The following is a 17,146-nucleotide window of genomic DNA, read 5'->3' as shown; positions in this document are numbered from 1 at the left end:
AGCTAAAGGCACTTAAAAGCGCGCAGCGATCGGAAACCAGGTTGTTGAGACTGACTCCCAATGCTGTTTGATCGATCGGCCTCAAGTCAGATCCAGAGGTGGCAAACCGCGCAACTGCCGCAGCGCATTGATACACGACTGGCAGTCGCAGCCAAACAGCGCCGCCGCCGCATCGCTTTCTTCTTCCGAAAAATCCAGCATCGCCACCCGTTCTTCACCCGGGCGCTGCCAAGTAATTCTCGGCTTAGAAGCCACAGCAGCAGACTTGCCAGGAAGCCGCACGCAAGTCAGACGCTGAGTGTGGGGCGATCGCACGCATTGAGGCGAATCAGCCGATTGGCTTGGTGTTTCGCCAATTTGAGCGGGATTTGCGATCGCGCTCAAAGACATCACAGATCCAAACAGCGTCGGACTTACCAATAAAGTGAGGAGCAATCGATTCATTTGTCGTCCTTAAGAACTTCAACGTACACAGTAGCCGATTATCTGTTGCAATTCAACAAGGTTTTCGTCCGAAATCAGTACATTTTGCCGCTATTAAGACTTAAAAGCCGAATATTTACCGCCTAAACCTCGAATAATTGTCCGCCTATTAGCAACCAGCTTTTTCTGATAAGTATCACCTTCGCTTCCCAGTTTAAGATTTGTTGCAATTTTAGTAAGTTTAGCTTGCCAGTGATAATAAATTCATCCTATGCGGGTAAACTGATTTCAGCAAAGACAACTCGAAGCAGCGAACAAGTTTACCTCAGAAACCAGGTGGGGCGTGATGAGTACAGTTTTAGTGGTGGAAGATTCCCGTAGCCAGCGGGAGTGCATTTCACATCAGTTGAGATGCAGTGGATTGAATGTAATTCAGGCATCTGACGGTGTGGAAGCGCTGGATAAAATTGAGAAAAATTGCCCTGATTTAGTATTATTAGATGTCATAATGCCCCGTCTGGACGGCTACGGGGTTTGTCGTTTAATTAAAGCTAATCCCGAAACTCGGAACATACCGGTGGTATTTTTAACAGGCAAGGGACAGCAGTTAGCTTTATTTGCGAGGTTCCAGGGCGATCGCGCCGAGGCTTATGTTAGCAAACCTTGGCAGCCGAGGGAACTTTTGGCAACGATCAAAAAAGTTTTGCTCAATGCCAATATTAAGTTCGATCGAGCTTCAGCCGACGCTTGGACAGAATACGGAATTTTAAATTTAAGTACAGTCGAACTGTATCAAAGCCATGCCGATGCTTGGACAAAATACAGCGCCCAAATTATTAAATTGTACGATTCCAGCTTAGCAGCTTTCGAGCAAGCTTTGACAATTGAACCGAGTCACTCGAATGCAAACAAGTATCGCAACCGAGTCCAGACAATCCGGGCAATTTTGATGAAAAAATTAGAGCAAACTAAACCCTGCAAAGTGTGCGATTATTATTACGGTAAGGATGGCATCAATTGTGCGGTGCATCCTGCTGGCCGCCCTCAAGAACAGTGTCGCGATTGGGAATTTAATTAAACTAAAATGAAAACAAATAACCGCGCTAACTTGGAAAAGTTGCTGCAAGAAAGAAACGAGCATCCCGAAAGAATGGCGGAAATTGATGAAAAAATTAATGCCAATTTCCGCAAAAATTACGCAATTTTAGTAATGGATATGTCGGGATTTTCGCGCACGACAGTCCGATACGGAATTATTCATTTTTTGGCAATGATTCACCGGATGCACGGAATTGTCAAACCGATAATTTCAGAATACGGTGGCACTGTAGTTAAGGAGGAAGCAGACAATATTTTTGCAGTTTTTACTGATGTAAAATCAGCGGTGGAAGCTGCGATCGACTCTTTGAAACAAACGGGGGCTGTCAACACGACTCTGCCGCCGGATATGGATATTTACCTCTGCATTGGTATTGGCTGTGGCGATGTTTTGATGCTGGAAGGAGAAGATATGTACGGATCGGAATTTAATTTGGCATCAAAGCTGGGAGAGGATTTGGCGGAACGGGGAGAGATTTTGCTCACCTCAGCAGCCTTTGAAAAGTTGGAAGGTGACAAGGAAGACTGGGAAAAAGTGGAACTTTCGGTTTCAGGTTTGGAGTTGGTGGCGTACAAGCGGCTGTAATCGGCTGAATTTCTGTTGTGTTCTCGTTTTTGGCCCGGCTGGAAAATGAGAACATGACTTGCGCCAGCCTTCACTAGAAACCCGGTTTCTTCGCAGATATCGGGCGACTCAGCCATTTTGGTAGAAACCGCGTTGATGAGGCTATATTCTTAGAGAATATCGAATTTAAATAAAATTTAAAATCAGATGATTGAGGAACACAAAACTTGGCAATCTATTAATTTATCCGCTATTGGACAGCGGCTGGCTTGGCTACAGCAACAGCCAGACAAAGTTATTTTTTGCAAAGAGTCTGGTGTTCACTATGTTGCAGTCACAAAAGAGCGATCGCATATTAAGCTATCTTTAGTAGAAAAAGTAAATCGGCAAACAGATTTACTGCAATCTGTTTTCGATTTCAACAACCCTTTACATCTAGTGTCTGAATATACTCAGGCTATGATGTTGGGTTTAGTGTGGCAAAGCCTACCTCAAAGAATCTATATGGCTGGATTTGGCGGCGGCAGAATTCCCTTAGTTTTGCACCACTATTTGCCGGAGACTGTTATAGAATGTGCGGAGGTCGATCCGATCGCGATCGAAGCAGCTACACAGTGTTTTGGGGTAAAATTGGACGATCGGCTGACTGTAACAATTCAAGACGGTCGAGAGTATTTAGAGCAGCAAAAATCAGATACTCAGTACGATATCATTATGATCGACGTAGCTTTTGGCAACGGCTACTTTCCGCACCGCCTATCCACAAAAGAATTTTATCAAATCTGCGAAAAACACTTGTCAAACGAGGGAGTTGTGGTAGCAAATCTGCTGCACAGAGATCAGTTTTATGCAGAAAAAATCACGACTTTTCAAAGTGTGTTTTCTCAAGTGTGCGTGTGTGTTTGCCAGGAAAGTAATAGCATTTTGATTGGTAGCAACAGCCAGATTTTGGAGAAAGATGAGATTGTTGCTAAGGCAAAATATTTGCAAGATAGCTATCAATTTTCCTTTCCATTAACAGACAGGGCGCTTGAGGTAAAAGTAGGTAGAGAATTGACGGAAGCTGTACCTACTTTAGACAAAGCTCAAATTTTTCATGACGATTCGCCGCCCGCTGGTTATTTTGATTGCTGGTTATTCTGATATCTATAATAAGTCCCGGTTTACTCTTTGTGGAACAGGCATCTTGCCTGTTGCTGATACGAAGTTGAGCTCACTCAGGGATTGAAAGAGACTGCGGGATGAAATTGCCCTCTGAGTGCGATCGGATATAACCATCGACAATAGGGCAACTGAGGACACGGCATTGCCGTTTCCCTACCCCAACATAATCAATCTTCATCGATAAGAGATATAACCCTCGCCCGATTAATTGTAGGAAAACCGCACGGCGTCGTCTCCTGACTGTAGGTAATATCAATTCCGATACCACCGGATTTGATATTACTTCTATTTCATATATTCAACCATTTGCTGTTCCAGCTTAGCCAACAATGTATCAACATCTGTTGCAGCTTCCTCAAAACAAACAGGAGGCTCAGGCTTAGGTTCAAAAAGAATCAACTTAATTTGACCTTCCCCGATCGCCAAAATCGCCACTTCCTTCTCAGGCTTGTGAGCGTTCAACACACCTACAACTTCCTGAATATGACTTTTAACTTGACGGTTCAACTCCTCAACCGCCTCTTTCTTACAATACACAAAACGCGCAGTTTCTGCAATATCAATTGCTAAAATCTCCTCGCTTTCCTCTCCCCTTTCCAGAAATAGTCCCCAAGCCAAAGCAGCCAATTCATTTTGATTAGCTTTCACAAATTTATCTAACTTGCGGCTCCAGCTATTTTCGTTGGGTTTGGACTCAGGGCTATCAAATAAAAACATTTTCTCTTCTTGTTTGTATAAACTAATATTTTACAGTCAGCAGTCAGTAGTCACTTGGCAGTTGGCAGTTGGCAGTTGTCATTAGTTACCCATGCCCAATGGCCCATCCCCAATTACAAATTAGCAATTCCCAATTACCCAAAACCGCTGCGTTTCTATCTTATACCAGATTGCACGCGCCAGAGCGCCGCATAAATTCCGTCCTGTTCGATCAGTTGTTCGTGCTGCCCCGATTCTACCACCAGCCCCTCTTCCATGACACAAATGCAATCGGCATTGCGGACAGTAGAAAGACGGTGGGCGATCGCAATTGTAGTGCGATTCTTGGTAATCCGTTCGAGCGATCGCTGAATTGCCGCCTCAGTCTCGTTATCCACCGCTGAAGTAGCTTCGTCAAGAATCAAAATCGGCGGATTCTTCAAAACAGCCCTCGCAATTGCAATTCGCTGCCGCTGACCCCCCGACAATTTTTGACCGCGTTCCCCTACAATAGTGTTGTAACCGTCCGGCAATTGCGCGATAAACTCGTGCGCCTCCGCAATTTTCGCAGCATTTACTATCTCTCGATTGCTTGCCTCAAAACTGCCGTAAGCAATATTTTCTGCCACCGTACCGTGAAACAAAAACACATCTTGACTCACCAATCCGATCGCTCTCCGCAAATCTTTTAAATTCAGGTTATTTAATTCTATACCGTCGAGATAAATATTGCCATGCTGTACCTCGTACAGCCTCAATATTAGCTTCACCAACGTACTTTTGCCTGAACCAGTAGCCCCAACAATCGCAGTAGTTTTTCCCGCCGGCAGAGTCAAAGAAAAATACTGCAAAATCGGTTTTCTTTGATTATAAGAAAAGGTAACATTTTTAAATTCCAACTCACCCTTAATCGAACTAACCGGCCGCCGAATATCACCCGTGTGAATTGCGATCGGAGTATCCAACAAATTCATCACCCGATTAGTAGAAGCCATTGCGCGCTGGTATTGATCCAGAGTATCTCCCAGGCGAGTCAGCGGCCACAGCAACCGCTGGGTCAAAAACACCAAAACGCTGTAAGTTCCCACAGACAACCGGCCCGCCACAACCTCCAAACCCCCCAAAAATAGTGTTGCAATAAACCCCAAGAAAATCACAACCCGAATCAGCGGAATAAAAGCTGCCGAAAGTACGATCGCCCGTCGGTTGCTTTCGCGGTAAGCTTGACTTTGTGCTTCGATGCGCTGAATTTCATAATCTTCCGAAGTAAAACTTTTAATAGTAGTAATTCCCATCAAATTATTCGACAGTTGCCCGTTCAGAAAACTCACCTTTTCCCGCACATCAGCATAGAGAGGAGCGAGGCGATTTTGAAAGGCGATCGAGCCCCAAATAATAAAAGGTATCGGCAGCATTGACAGCCCAGCAACAAGAGGAGATGCAGCAAAAAAAGCTGCACCAATCACAACAACCGTTGTCATTACCTGAATTATCTCATTAGCGCCGTCGTCCAAAAAACGTTCGAGTTGATTGATATCATCATTGAGAATAGAAATCAAACCGCCCGTGCTGCGTTCTTCAAAATAAGCTAATTCTAATTCCTGCAAATGGCTGTAAGCTTCCAGACGCAAATCGTGTTCAATATCCTGAGCCAAATTGCGCCACAAATAATCATAGGCATATTCAAAAAGAGATTCCAACGTCCAAATAATCGCGCTCAAAAAAGTGATAATGGCTAGTTGCCAAAAGACATCTTTTATGCCCCACTGAGCGAGGATAGAATCTTGCTGTTTCACCACCACATCAACGGCAATACCAATTAATGCTGGTGGCGCTAAATCAAAGAATTTATTCAGCAGCGAACAGATACTTGCCAGCCAAGCTTTCAGGCGGTAGCGACGCCCGTACTTCAGCAGCCGCTTTAGGGGATGGACAGGTTTTGATGGATTTGGTGATGCTTGAGAATCATTCATAGGGCATGGGGCATCGGAAATAGGGACGAGAATTAAAAATTAGTAGGGTGCTCCGCGCGCACCTTACCCTTGTTTAATTTTTAATTCTCAAATGCCCCGTTCCTAGGCTTTAAACGTTAACACTGGCTTCATTTTAGCGACTACACCAACTATTTGCGCCTCAACCTGAACGTCAATTACTGGTTGAATTGGCTTGTAAGCGGCCGGTGCTTCTTCGATTCTGCGTTCTTCGCGCCAGGTAATGCAATCTACGCCGGTTAATCCCAAAGCGGAGTCAGTTTTGTCAGCACCTTTGCGACTCATATCGAAGCGCGATCGCGCCCTTCCTGCACCATGAGAAGCCGATCGCAAAAATCGATCGTTCCCCTTCCCAACCAGCAAATAAGACGGCGCGCCCATCGAACCCGGTACAATTACAGGCTGACCGGAATGTGCGGGACAAGCGCCTTTGCGCGTTACCCAGCCGGCACCTTCACCTAAAGTGATATTGTGAGGCAAATCGTATACTAAGGGAGCTTCGACATCCCCGAAAACTTGTCGCAAACGCCAGCGCAGAAGTTCTGCTAGCAGCAAACGGTTGATAAAACCGTAGTTAGCGGCGGTTGCTTCCGCTTGCAGGTAGCTGCTCACAAGTTCGGGATTTGCTGCCACAGACAGCGGGAAAAGCCTGGATTCAGGATGTTTCAGAGTTTTCGGCCAGGCGTCGCAAGCTCGATCGCGCCACATTCCGCCGATGTATTTGCCGACATTCCGCGAACCCGAATGAATCATGAAAGCGATTTGTCCCGATCGAACTCCCCAAGCATAAGCCGTAGCCTTGTCCACAACTTCCTCAACCACTTGGATTTCGACAAAGTGATTGCCACCACCGATGGTAGCTAACCCGCCATCCCTGACTAAGCCGTCATTTGGGACTAATTCTTCGGGAGCCCATCTGACATCGCCATTCATGGAACCGCCGAGGAAAGTGCGATCGCACTCTGTGGCCAACTGCTCGAAATCCGAATTAGCCGCGCTGCCGGTTGCCTCGTCTGGCATAGCATCCAGCCATCCGGGAATCCCGTGTTGGAACATCGCGCGAGCAGTTTTTCCAGTCATGCTGACATCGCGAGTACCGAAGAAATAATCGCCTTTGAGCAATTCTACAAATCGATCGCGCTGACTGAGGAATTGTTCGATCGACAAATCCGCAACGTGTAACCGCATCCCGCAGTTAATATCGGAACCGAGAGCCGCCGGAATCACCATTCCTGCTGTTTGGACGATCGAGCCGATCGCCACCCCCGCATCCCCCGGATGGAAGTCAGGAGTAGCGATCGCGCGGCAAACGCAGCCGCCTTGAGGGTGTCGAACATTCGCCAAATTTGCTAACTGTTTGAGCGCCTTTGCTTCCACAGGAAAATCCTCTGGGAGCAAAACTTCTGCTGTTGTGGCACTGGCATCTTGCCAGTGTTCTTTCAGAGAACTATTGAGACAAATCGAGTAGACTTTATTGTCGTAACTAACATCAAGACCTTGCCGAGACAAAGCTCGCAAAAGCCTGTTCAAGTTTTTTGGCTGCTGCATAAATAGTCTGATGCGGGTTGTATAGCAACCCCCAAAAGTTGAAGAGATTTTTTATGGAACAAAAGACTTGGGTTCAGCAGCCGCAATCTTTTTCAAGATAAGTTGAAAGGCAACTTTTCTAATGACTCAACTTCTAACATATCATTTTTGATATGTCAACCCTTTCAGTGATTTTTTAATAAATATATAGCGCTCCTAAATCATTTGTGAATTTCTTACTCCCTCCCCTTACTAAGGGGAGGGCTGGGGTGGGGTAAAAAATTTACGACTCATTTAGGATTGCTATATATGATTTACCAAGCGGTGTCAGAAACCCGGTTTCTGCCTCGAAAAATCGCATCCAAACCAAAGAATTTGCGAAGAAACCCGGTTTCTTTTGCCAGCGCGTCCGACCGCATTCCAGTCTTCATTGCGAGGAAGTAGGGGCAATCGCCCGTGGTTGCCCATCCCTACTTAAAGAAAATACCTAACCGTTGTTACAACCCGACTTTTTTTAGCCCGCAAAGCCGCTTTCAAAAAGAAAGCAGTTTGATTGTGCAGCAGTCCCTCCCACCAATTTCGCGTCACAAAAGCCGGAATGATCAGCGTTAAATATACTCCCGGTCGCTGCTCTTCAAACAAAGTCAAAAAGTGAGTCAAAGCCTCACCAACAGAACGGTAAGGAGATTCCAGAATTTCCAAAGGAATGTCTGACTGCAAATCTTTCCAAGCTAATTGTAATTTTTCTCGATCGGTCAAACCAATATCCACGTGAACTGCCACAACTTCATCAGCAATTAAACGCGCGTAATCAAGGGCCTCGAAAGTTCCCCGGTGCAACTGCCCGACTAACACCACTGCCGGATGTGTTACCGTCTTAACTCTAGGTCTGGGAAGATAAGACCTCGGTTCTATTCCCTGAATGCTCAAGCGAGCCGTTACATACCGATAGTGTCGGCGAATAGCTAAAAATAGACTGACTACGATCGGAATAGTTACTACGACAACCCAAGCTCCCAAAAGGAATTTTGTAGCGAGAATTACAGCCAAAACTCCCGTTGTTGCCACTGCACCAACACCGTTCATCACAGCACTAACTTGCCAACCTTTACCTCGTTCCTTAAACCAGTGAACTACCATTCCAGATTGGGAGAGAGTAAAAGAAGTGAAAACTCCAACCGCATACAGGGGAAGCACCGCGCTCGTATTGCCTCGAAAGATGATAATTAAAAGAGCAGCGCAGAAGCTTAGCAGATTAATGCCATTAGAATAAACCAGTCGATCGCCCAACAGCGACAATTGCCTCGGCAAAAACCCGTCCCGCGCCAAAAAATAACAAAGTCGCGGAAAATCCGCATAACTCGTATTGGCAGCCAACAGCAAAATCAACAGAGTTGCTGCCTGCAAATAGTAATAAAATATACCGACACCAAAAATCTGTTTTCCCAACACAGAAAGGAGCGTTTCATGTTCGCTAGGAATCACATGATAAATATTACCCAAATAACTAATTCCCACAAACATCGCTCCCAGAATGACCGCCATATAGGTCAAAGTCAGGCTCGCATTTTTCCATTCAGGAGGCTTAAAAGCCAGCACACCGTCTGATATGGCTTCAACTCCTGTCAGGGCCGTACAGCCCGCCGCAAAGGCGCGCGCCAGCAGAAATAATCCCAAAGGTTCCTTAGCCGGAATATTTTCTAATGTCGGCAAAACGTGACCAGTTGCCTGTTGATATAAACCCGTGCCAATCAAGATAAAAATTACGACGATAAACGCATAGGTAGGAACCATAAATATATTGCCAGATTCTCGCACGCCCCTGAGATTGGCAAACATGACTAAGACAATAAAAAATAAGCACAGTTCCACTCTATAGGGTTCCAGTCCGGGAAATGCTGAAGTCAAGGCTGCCACCCCAGCCGAAATACTGACTGTTACAGTTAAAATGTAGTCAATCATCAACGAAGCCGCTGCGACCAAACCAGGATAAATACCCAAGTTTTCTCGCGCTACAATGTAAGCGCCACCGCCGTTGGGGTAGGCTTTAATTGTCTGTCGGTAAGACAGCGCCACGATCGCCAACAGTAAAATAATAATTCCAGAAATAGGCAGCGATAAACTCAAACTGCTACTCCCCGCTAGTAATAGCACGAGCAGAGTTTCTTGAGTAGCGTAGGCAACAGACGAAAGTGCATCGGAAGCCAGAACAGCTAGTCCTGCAGCGTTGCTCAGGCGTTCGTGAATAGATGCACTGGTGGGGAGAGATTCACCCAGTAAAAATCGCTTGAGCCGAGAATAAGTGTACATTGAAACTCAATATATAGGCGTCCACAAATCATAATCTAGGCGGGAACCGTTTTAAGTAATTTTTGGCTCACAATTTGTAATTCTGTCTCGCTTGTTGAGTCAGCTTCAGCTTGTGTTCGAGAGCTTGCCAATTTTCGGCTTCGATATCGCTGATGAACTCATCGAGACTGTCGCGGTAAATGGAGAGCGATCGCAACAATTCCTCTCGATTGTACTTTGCCACCATCACTCCCAGCTCGGGATTGCCGCCCCCGACCCGGCTCGTATCCCGAAAACCCGAACTCGCCAAATGTTGGGCTAAATTAACAATATCCCGATCGCCCTCTCGATCGCACGCAGCAACCAGCGTCGCGCTCGCCATGAGCGGCAAATGAGAAATCCAAGCCACAGCTCGATCGTGCTCTTCGGGTTCACATCGGTAAACTTTAGCACCCAGCAACCGCGCAATTTCCTCAACCTTATCCACCGCAAGCGCCGGCGTCTGAGCCTGCGGCGTCACCACATAAGGCCGGCCCACAAACAAATCCGGCACCGCCGCCTCAATCCCGCTTTCAGCAGTCCCCGCCATCGGGTGTCCCCCCACAAAATTAGGCCACAGAGGAGACACAGCCTGCACTATGGGTGTTTTTACAGAACCGACATCCGTTACAATAGTATCAGGGGAAAGATAGGGCACCAACTCTCGGACGATCGGCTCGATCGACCCCAGCGGCGTGCAAATAAAAACTACATCGGCTGCTGCCATGAGAGACAGGTGTATGCTGGCTTCATTGACAACACCGCGAGCTTGCGCCCGAGAGCAAGTCTGCTGCCGACTCGAAACGCCAAAAACATTAAACCCGCGCGCTCGCAAATCCAGCCCGATCGAGCCGCCAATTAAACCCAGTCCTACAATACCGATATTCATAGCAATAAAATGGGGATATTTGATACGGTGCCGCCCCCATGACAGTCGAGGAACTCCTGAAAAAATATGCCGCCGGAGAAAGAGATTTTGCCGGAATCAACCTGACTGAGGCCAACCTCAGCGGCGTCAACTTGAGCGGAGCCAACCTCAAGGGTGCGAATCTGAGTGTAGCAAACCTGAGCGGAGCCAACCTCAGCAAAACCAACCTCACAGGTGCCAAACTCAACATTGCCAGACTCAGTGGCGCCCATCTAGGCGGCGCCGACCTCACAGACGCCGACCTCAACGTCGCTTACCTAGTGCGAGTTGACCTCAAAAAAGCCATACTGATAGGAGCGAAACTGATCAGAGCCGAACTCATTCGAGCCGAACTCAGCGGCGCAAACCTCAGCGGCGCAAACCTCAGCGGTGCCACCCTCACCGAAGCTACCCTTCGAGGAGCCAACCTCGCTCAAGCCAACCTTCGAGGCGCTCATCTCAGTGGCGCGTGCTTGACAGAAGCCAACCTCGAACAAGCCAACCTCCAAGGCGCCGACCTCAGCCGAGCCGACCTCAGCGGCGCAGACTTGCGAGGCACAGAACTGAGACAAGCCAACCTCACTCAAGCCGTACTCAGCGGCGCCGACCTCAGCGGCGTCAATTTGCGCTGGGCAATCCTCAGCGGCTGCAATCTCCGCTGGGCCGACCTGAGCGAAGCCAAATTGAGCGGTGCCGACCTCAGCCGAGCCGACCTCTGTCACGCCGACCTGTCAAATGCCAGTTTAGTTCACGCCGACCTGACAAATGCCTATCTGATCCGCGCCGACTGGATTGGAGCCGACTTAACCGGAGCCACCTTAACCGGAGCAAAACTCCACGCAGTTTCGCGGCTCGGCATCAAAACCGAAGGCATGACCTGCAAGTGGGTCGATCTGAGCCCCAACGGCGACCACAGTCAAATTTACTGGTTGAACTCCGGAGGAACCCACGAATTTTTTCACGAAACCTTGCCCACAGTTCGGATTGTGATTGACTCGCCCTTAGACCAAGGCGCTCATTTTGCCCTAGCAGCAACTTATTACCAAATTGCCCAACAATACCCGAGTTTAAGTCAGCCTCCCACGATCGAAGTCAGCTCCAGGCGCACCGTACTCGCCTTTAAAATGGACAGCGACGATAAATTATTTGCCACCGCTTACGTTGCCATCATTCCTTTTAACGACGCCGCCATCACTCAAAAAAACCTGATCGCTTTGATGAAAATGATTCAATCTCACGATGCAGGCAAACTTAACGTCAAAGAATCTAAACACGTCCAGTTATGCAGCAAAGCTCTCAACCAAGCTATTAGCAAAGTAGACCAAATCAAAATTTCCAGTTCTTTTCCAAAAATCGGCGAAAGCATCAATTTTTTTCAGATTCCTACACAGATGATCTTAATTAATTCGCGCGACCAAAGACTCAGCGTATATCACCACCCAGGCTTCGGCAAGCGCCTGATTAAAAAATACGATCCGAGCAACTCAACCTCGGGTAAGTTAGCCGAAAGCACAAAATTAGGTCAAGCTAATATCACTAGCATTTTGGATTTCATAAAAGGCTTCCACAATATAGATGTCTAGGTATATTGCATCAAGTTACAAAAAATGCTTATTCTAGTTTAAAGGTTGGCGCAACAAAGCTTTGTTCTAGCTAACACATCAGGGAAATTGAAAAGCATGGATGCCCAAGAACTCATCACCAAATATGCCGCAGGAGAAAGAGACTTTACTGCTATCCTGCTTTGCGAGGCAAATCTCAGCAGGATCGATCTCAGCGGGGCTAATTTCAGTGAGGCAATCTTGAGCCTGACTAACATGAGCGGCACCAATTTGTCAAACGCCAACATGAGAAAAGCCAAACTCAATGTTGCCAGACTCAGCGGTGCCAATCTCTACAAAGCCAACCTCAGCGGCGCTATCCTCAACGTGGCAAACTTGATTCGAGCCGACCTCAGAGAAGCCCAACTCGTCGAAGCTACAATGATCAGATCCGAACTGATCCGAGCCGACCTCAGCAGTGCCAACTTGACCGGTGCAAATCTCAGCGAAGCAGATTTGAGAGAAGCAACCCTCAGAGAAGCCAATCTAGAGCAAGCCGACCTCAGCGGGGCTCACCTGAGAGGCGCTTCCCTAATAGCGGCCAACTTGGAACGGGCCAACTTGCACAGAGCCGACCTCAGCAGGGCAGACTTGCGAGGAGTCAACCTCTGCAATGCCGAACTCAGACAAGCTAATCTGTCTCAGGCAAACCTCAGTGGCGCTGACTTGCGAGGCGCTAATCTCCGGTGGGGTGACCTCAGCGGAGCGAACCTGAGCGGTGCTGACCTCGATGAAGCGAGATTGAGCGGTGCCAACTTGTACGGGGCAAATTTGAGCAATGTCAACCTGTTGAACGCTACTCTGGTACACGCGGATTTGACTCAAGCGAATTTGATTCACGCTGATTGGGTGGGCGCAGATTTGACGGGGGCGGCTCTGACGGGGGCAAAAATTTACGCGGTGTCTAGGTTTGATGTCAAAGCAGATGACATTACCTGCGATTGGGTTGACCTCAGTCCTAACGGCGATCGCAGCCACATTCAGCGCTTTACCCCAGAAGAATCTCAAAGGTTTTTCAATGCTACACCGCCGACAGTTCAAATTATTGTCGATCGACCCCTCGACCCCGATGCTAACTTTGTCCTTGCAGCTACCTACCGCCAAATTGCCCGTCAATACCCTGGTTTGAGCCATCCTCCCAGTATCGAAGTTAATTCCAGACGCACAATCATATCATTTAAAATAGAGCAGGACGAGGAACTATTTCCCACAGCTTTCGTTGCGATTATTCCCTTTAGTGATGCAGCATTTACTCAGAAAAATTTGATTACTCTGATCAAGATGATTCAACCCCAAAGTGGTAATAATCTGGGCGTCCGAGTCTCAAATATGGTAGTGCAATTAAACGTAGCCCTGACCAAAGCAATGAGAAAAATAGGGGAAATGAAACTTCAGCCGATTCGCCTCGATCGCGAACCGATGTCAAGTTTTTTCCAATCGCCTACCCAAACTGTACTGGCTAACTCCAGCGCCGAAACTTTGATGATTCACTATCACCCAGATTTTGGTAGAAACTTGACAAATTTGCCCGGAGTCAACAAAACGTCTATCAGTCCTGCAATTAAAGCCCAAAGATTTACCACGCCGCCGCTAAATACGGTCATTGAGTTTGTCAAAAGCTTTTATCAGCTCGGTGAGTAAATACTATAAATTAATTTGATATCATTTCTATTCATGCCATATAAAAGTTAGAAAATTGCCATTTCATTCAAGTAAAAAAAATGCAAGCTGAAGAACTGCTCAAACGATTTGCACTCGTCAAGAGATACACAGAAGGTGACAGAGATTTCACAGGAATCAACCTGAATGAAGCAAATCTCAGCCGCATCAACCTCAGCCAATCAATTTTAAGGCGGGCTAGCTTATTTGTCACCAACCTGAGCGGCGCTAACTTGAGCGAAGCTAACTTGAGCGAAGCTAACCTGAATGTGGCGAGACTCAGTAGCACTAATCTTTCGCGGGCAATCTTAAACGGGGCTACTATCAACGTAGCAAACTTAGTGAGAGCCGATTTAAGTGCAGCTCAATTAATCCGAGCATCCCTGATTAGAAGCGAATTAGTCCGCTGCGAACTCAGCAAAACTAACTTCAGCGGCGCAAACCTGACTGAAGCAGATTTAAGAGAGGTAAAACTGACGGAAGCTAACCTGTGCGGTGCTAATCTTTCCGGTGCAAATCTCAGAGGTGCTTCGGCTGCTTCAGCTAACTTTCAAGAAGCTAACTTACACGGCGCAGATTTGACTAAAGCAGAACTTAGCGGCGTCAATTTGAGCAATGCTGATATGAGGCAAGCTTCCTTGCAACGGGTGAATCTCAGCAGTGCAAATTTGAGAGGAGCTAACCTCAAATGGGCGGATTTAACGGGAGCTAACCTCAACGGCGCCGATCTGAGCTTTGCTAAATTGAGCGGAGCTAACCTTAACGGAGCAGATTTAAGAAATACTAATTTAGGAAGTGCTAGTTTCGTTCACGCTGATTTGACAGAAACCAATTTGATTAATGCAGATTGGGTGGGCGCTGATTTGAGGGGAGCAACTTTAACAGGAGCAAAACTGTATTTGGTTCCTCGATGTGGCATCATCGCAGAGGATATTACTTGCCAGTGGGTTGACCTCAGCCCCGCAGGCGATCGCACTCAGATTCAACAATTTAATTCGCCGTCAGAATCGAGAAAATTTTTAAATCACACGCCTGGGTTAGTGCAAATTGTGGTTGACGCACTTTTAGACTACTCAGCAAACAGCACTTTAGCAACAGTTTACAGCGAAATAGCTCGGCATTACCGGGCAATGAATTTTCCTCCTAATATTGAAGTCGGCTACCGCCGCACAACTCTAACTTTTAGATTTGAGAGCGATGAGCATTTATTGCCAGCAGCTTTTTTAGCGATTCTTCCTTTTAAGGATGCTGTACAAACTCAGAGAAATATTATGGTTATCGGCAAAAATATCGAAAGTCAAAATTTGGAAGAGAAACGAATAGTGCAGTTGCGTAAAGCATTGAGTACAGCTACAAATAAATTAAATGAGTTGATAAATTTTGTCTCTAATATATCACGGGTTAGTCAGCCTACAAAGTTTTTTGAGTCACCGACCCAAACTATTTTAATTAGTTCGGGACAGGAGAGTTTGATGGTGAATTCTCACGGGAATTTTGGGAAGGGAGGTGCAACTCATCAGGACAGTAAATTCAGTTTGCCTCTCGGTCAAAAAGTAGTTGATTTTCTGGCCAGTTTTGATTATGTTGAGTGAGAAATGTCAATTTTAAAACCGATTGATTGAGGTAGAAGTCCACAACTCATTGCTCCGCTTCCTGCGATCGCACTCCGAGCCGCACTGGCCCCACCATTTAACGATGGCGCGGCTCGTGGCGCGGGCTTTGCGCTTGGGGCGCAGCGCTCTGATCCAAACAGGGCTTCCTGCTGGAGCTTACCAACAGCGGTATCGAGTCAGTTATTTGATGCCGATTTTGATGTGGCCCGAGCCTGTGATTTTAGTGGCGCCGACACCGCTGATCGAGCATTTGAGAGCCGTGGAAATTCCGCGTTTGCAAGAGTGGCTGCAAACAGAGGGGTCGATCGAGACTTATTCCGATAATGCCACTGGGCGAGGATTGATGCTAGCCGATCCAGAGTCTTGGCTGGCGGCTCGCTTTGCGGGGAATTCGGAACTTCACAGGAATATTCCGACAATTATTGACGGTGTGGATGACTTGGAAGTTTGGACGCGCCAGCAATTGACGGCAGGTTTGCAACCGGCTGATTGGAATGATTTAATGCAATCTCAGCCTTTGGAAGCCGATGCAATCCTCCAAGGGCGGGTAATGCTAACGCGGGCTTTCTTTAAGCATCCGGCGAAACCAGAGGAGTGCTATTTGCTGGAAACCGCAGAGCAAAATATTTTGCAGGGGCTGTTTGAAACGATCGAGCCAAACCCCCTAATTCCGGCTGCTTGGAGCAATTTTTGGCAGCGGTGGGAAACAAACGGAAAACTGCGGTGGGCGGAAATTCATCGGGAGGCTGGGTCATTTTCTCTGTACTGCGCGCCGGTGCAGGTGGCTGAGGTTTTGAGCAAAATTTGGGATTGTCAGCCTGTGGTGTTGATTGGGGGGGCGGTGGATGTGGAACCGAAGGCTCCGATCTTCCGGGAAATGTTGGGGCTTCCAGAATTGACGAGCGTTAAGTTTTCGCCCGATCGACAAAGCGAATTAATTCAACTGTACATTCCCAACTGGCTGCCGCTGCCAAATACGCCGGAATTTCAGGGTGTTTTAATAGAAGAAATTCGGACTTTGCTGTTGATGAGCGCGTCGGTGGCGGGTTTAACTGTGCTGATTGTTGGTGATGTACCGCTGAAGGCAAGGCTGGCGGCGATTTTGGCTTCTGAGTTCGGTTCTCGCGTGCAGGTAGAAAAGACTGATGTGGGCGAGAATGCGATTTTGGTGACGGGGTGGGAGTTTTGGCGGGAACATCAGGGGGAATTGAGGGCGCCTCACTTGCTGGCGATCGCAACTTTGCCGCTACCTTCTTTGGAGAATCCTTTGGTGACGGCGCGTGTGGCTTATTATAAAGAACGGCGCAAGGATTGGTTTCGGTTGTATTTGCTGCCGGCGGCGCTGAATGAATTGCAGCGGGCGATCGCGCCGGTGCGAGAACGTCAAGGGGTTGTGGCGATTTTCGACAGCAGGGTGATTCACCGCAGTTATGGACAGCAGGTTTTAGCGGCTTTGAGTCCTTTTGCGAGGATTGATTATTTGGATACGACTTGGCTGACGCAGGCTTGAGATGACCTGTTGGCGTATAATTTTGTTAGGTATCCAGTTGAAATCTAATTTAGTAGACAAAGAT

The 17,146-nt window shown here is 47.4% G+C and carries 13 protein-coding genes; 7 read left to right on the top strand and 6 right to left on the bottom strand.

The genetic code is table 11. The annotated features are described in order from the left end of the window. Positions 1 to 81: 81 nt before the first annotated feature. Entirely contained in the window at positions 82 to 444 is a 363-nt protein-coding gene (locus QUB33_RS07370; protein ID WP_333349029.1) for a hypothetical protein, read from the bottom strand. A gap of 325 nt (positions 445 to 769) precedes the next feature. Here QUB33_RS07370 and QUB33_RS07365 point away from each other — a divergent pair, with 325 nt between their 5' ends. From QUB33_RS07365 to QUB33_RS07355, 3 genes are all read left to right on the top strand, one after another. Further along, on the top strand, positions 770 to 1,501 hold the full coding sequence (locus QUB33_RS07365) for a response regulator (protein WP_333349027.1): 732 nt from the start codon (positions 770 to 772) through the stop codon (positions 1,499 to 1,501). A gap of 6 nt (positions 1,502 to 1,507) precedes the next feature. After that, on the top strand, positions 1,508 to 2,107 hold the full coding sequence (locus tag QUB33_RS07360; protein WP_333349025.1) for an adenylate/guanylate cyclase domain-containing protein: 600 nt from the start codon (positions 1,508 to 1,510) through the stop codon (positions 2,105 to 2,107). A 186-nt stretch (positions 2,108 to 2,293) separates the two neighbouring features. Next, a complete protein-coding gene (locus QUB33_RS07355; RefSeq protein ID WP_333349023.1) occupies positions 2,294 to 3,229 on the top strand; it encodes a fused MFS/spermidine synthase in 936 nt (311 codons plus the stop codon). 306 nt (positions 3,230 to 3,535) lie between these two features. On the opposite strand, the gene ccmS is transcribed toward QUB33_RS07355, so the two are convergent. The 5 genes from ccmS to QUB33_RS07330 all read right to left on the bottom strand — a co-directional run bounded on the left by ccmS (position 3,536) and on the right by QUB33_RS07330 (position 10,681). After that, positions 3,536 to 3,967 (bottom strand): beta-carboxysome assembly chaperone CcmS, encoded by a 432-nt coding sequence (ccmS, locus tag QUB33_RS07350; RefSeq protein ID WP_333344223.1) that lies wholly within the window; start codon positions 3,965 to 3,967, stop codon positions 3,536 to 3,538. A gap of 155 nt (positions 3,968 to 4,122) precedes the next feature. Further along, the gene (locus QUB33_RS07345; protein WP_333349021.1) at positions 4,123 to 5,919 is read right to left on the bottom strand and encodes an ABC transporter ATP-binding protein; all 1,797 of its coding nucleotides are present in this window, start codon (positions 5,917 to 5,919) and stop codon (positions 4,123 to 4,125) included. Positions 5,920 to 6,021: 102 nt separating this feature from the next. Beyond that, positions 6,022 to 7,485, bottom strand: coding sequence for an RtcB family protein (locus QUB33_RS07340; RefSeq protein WP_333349019.1), 1,464 nt, complete (start codon positions 7,483 to 7,485; stop codon positions 6,022 to 6,024). Positions 7,486 to 7,938: 453 nt separating this feature from the next. Then, a complete protein-coding gene (locus tag QUB33_RS07335; protein ID WP_333349017.1) occupies positions 7,939 to 9,774 on the bottom strand; it encodes an APC family permease in 1,836 nt (611 codons plus the stop codon). Positions 9,775 to 9,841: 67 nt separating this feature from the next. Beyond that, on the bottom strand, positions 9,842 to 10,681 hold the full coding sequence (locus QUB33_RS07330; RefSeq protein WP_333349015.1) for a prephenate/arogenate dehydrogenase: 840 nt from the start codon (positions 10,679 to 10,681) through the stop codon (positions 9,842 to 9,844). A 38-nt stretch (positions 10,682 to 10,719) separates the two neighbouring features. Between QUB33_RS07330 and QUB33_RS07325 the strand changes: the two genes are divergently transcribed. From QUB33_RS07325 to QUB33_RS07310, 4 genes are all read left to right on the top strand, one after another. Next, positions 10,720 to 12,282: a pentapeptide repeat-containing protein gene (locus QUB33_RS07325; RefSeq protein WP_333349013.1), complete on the top strand. Its 1,563-nt coding sequence runs from the start codon at positions 10,720 to 10,722 to the stop codon at positions 12,280 to 12,282. A 96-nt stretch (positions 12,283 to 12,378) separates the two neighbouring features. Then, positions 12,379 to 13,941, top strand: coding sequence for a pentapeptide repeat-containing protein (locus tag QUB33_RS07320; RefSeq protein ID WP_333349011.1), 1,563 nt, complete (start codon positions 12,379 to 12,381; stop codon positions 13,939 to 13,941). A gap of 80 nt (positions 13,942 to 14,021) precedes the next feature. Beyond that, the gene (locus tag QUB33_RS07315; RefSeq protein WP_333349009.1) at positions 14,022 to 15,551 is read left to right on the top strand and encodes a pentapeptide repeat-containing protein; all 1,530 of its coding nucleotides are present in this window, start codon (positions 14,022 to 14,024) and stop codon (positions 15,549 to 15,551) included. Positions 15,552 to 15,573: 22 nt separating this feature from the next. Then, positions 15,574 to 17,082 (top strand): helicase C-terminal domain-containing protein, encoded by a 1,509-nt coding sequence (locus tag QUB33_RS07310; protein ID WP_333349007.1) that lies wholly within the window; start codon positions 15,574 to 15,576, stop codon positions 17,080 to 17,082. The last annotated feature ends 64 nt before the right edge of the window (positions 17,083 to 17,146 follow it).

This window comes from Microcoleus sp. B3-A4, from assembly GCF_036705385.1.
GTDB lineage: Bacteria > Cyanobacteriota > Cyanobacteriia > Cyanobacteriales > Microcoleaceae > Microcoleus.
This window is presented reverse-complemented; position numbering and strand designations above follow the sequence as displayed.

Coding starts and splice junctions, on each gene's coding strand:
- QUB33_RS07370 (WP_333349029.1), bottom strand. CDS start 444: ATGAATCGATTGCTCCTCACTTTATTGGTAAGTCCGACGCTGTTTGGA.
- QUB33_RS07365 (WP_333349027.1), top strand. CDS start 770: ATGAGTACAGTTTTAGTGGTGGAAGATTCCCGTAGCCAGCGGGAGTGC.
- QUB33_RS07360 (WP_333349025.1), top strand. CDS start 1,508: ATGAAAACAAATAACCGCGCTAACTTGGAAAAGTTGCTGCAAGAAAGA.
- QUB33_RS07355 (WP_333349023.1), top strand. CDS start 2,294: ATGATTGAGGAACACAAAACTTGGCAATCTATTAATTTATCCGCTATT.
- ccmS (WP_333344223.1), bottom strand. CDS start 3,967: ATGTTTTTATTTGATAGCCCTGAGTCCAAACCCAACGAAAATAGCTGG.
- QUB33_RS07345 (WP_333349021.1), bottom strand. CDS start 5,919: ATGAATGATTCTCAAGCATCACCAAATCCATCAAAACCTGTCCATCCC.
- QUB33_RS07340 (WP_333349019.1), bottom strand. CDS start 7,485: ATGCAGCAGCCAAAAAACTTGAACAGGCTTTTGCGAGCTTTGTCTCGG.
- QUB33_RS07335 (WP_333349017.1), bottom strand. CDS start 9,774: ATGTACACTTATTCTCGGCTCAAGCGATTTTTACTGGGTGAATCTCTC.
- QUB33_RS07330 (WP_333349015.1), bottom strand. CDS start 10,681: ATGAATATCGGTATTGTAGGACTGGGTTTAATTGGCGGCTCGATCGGG.
- QUB33_RS07325 (WP_333349013.1), top strand. CDS start 10,720: ATGACAGTCGAGGAACTCCTGAAAAAATATGCCGCCGGAGAAAGAGAT.
- QUB33_RS07320 (WP_333349011.1), top strand. CDS start 12,379: ATGGATGCCCAAGAACTCATCACCAAATATGCCGCAGGAGAAAGAGAC.
- QUB33_RS07315 (WP_333349009.1), top strand. CDS start 14,022: ATGCAAGCTGAAGAACTGCTCAAACGATTTGCACTCGTCAAGAGATAC.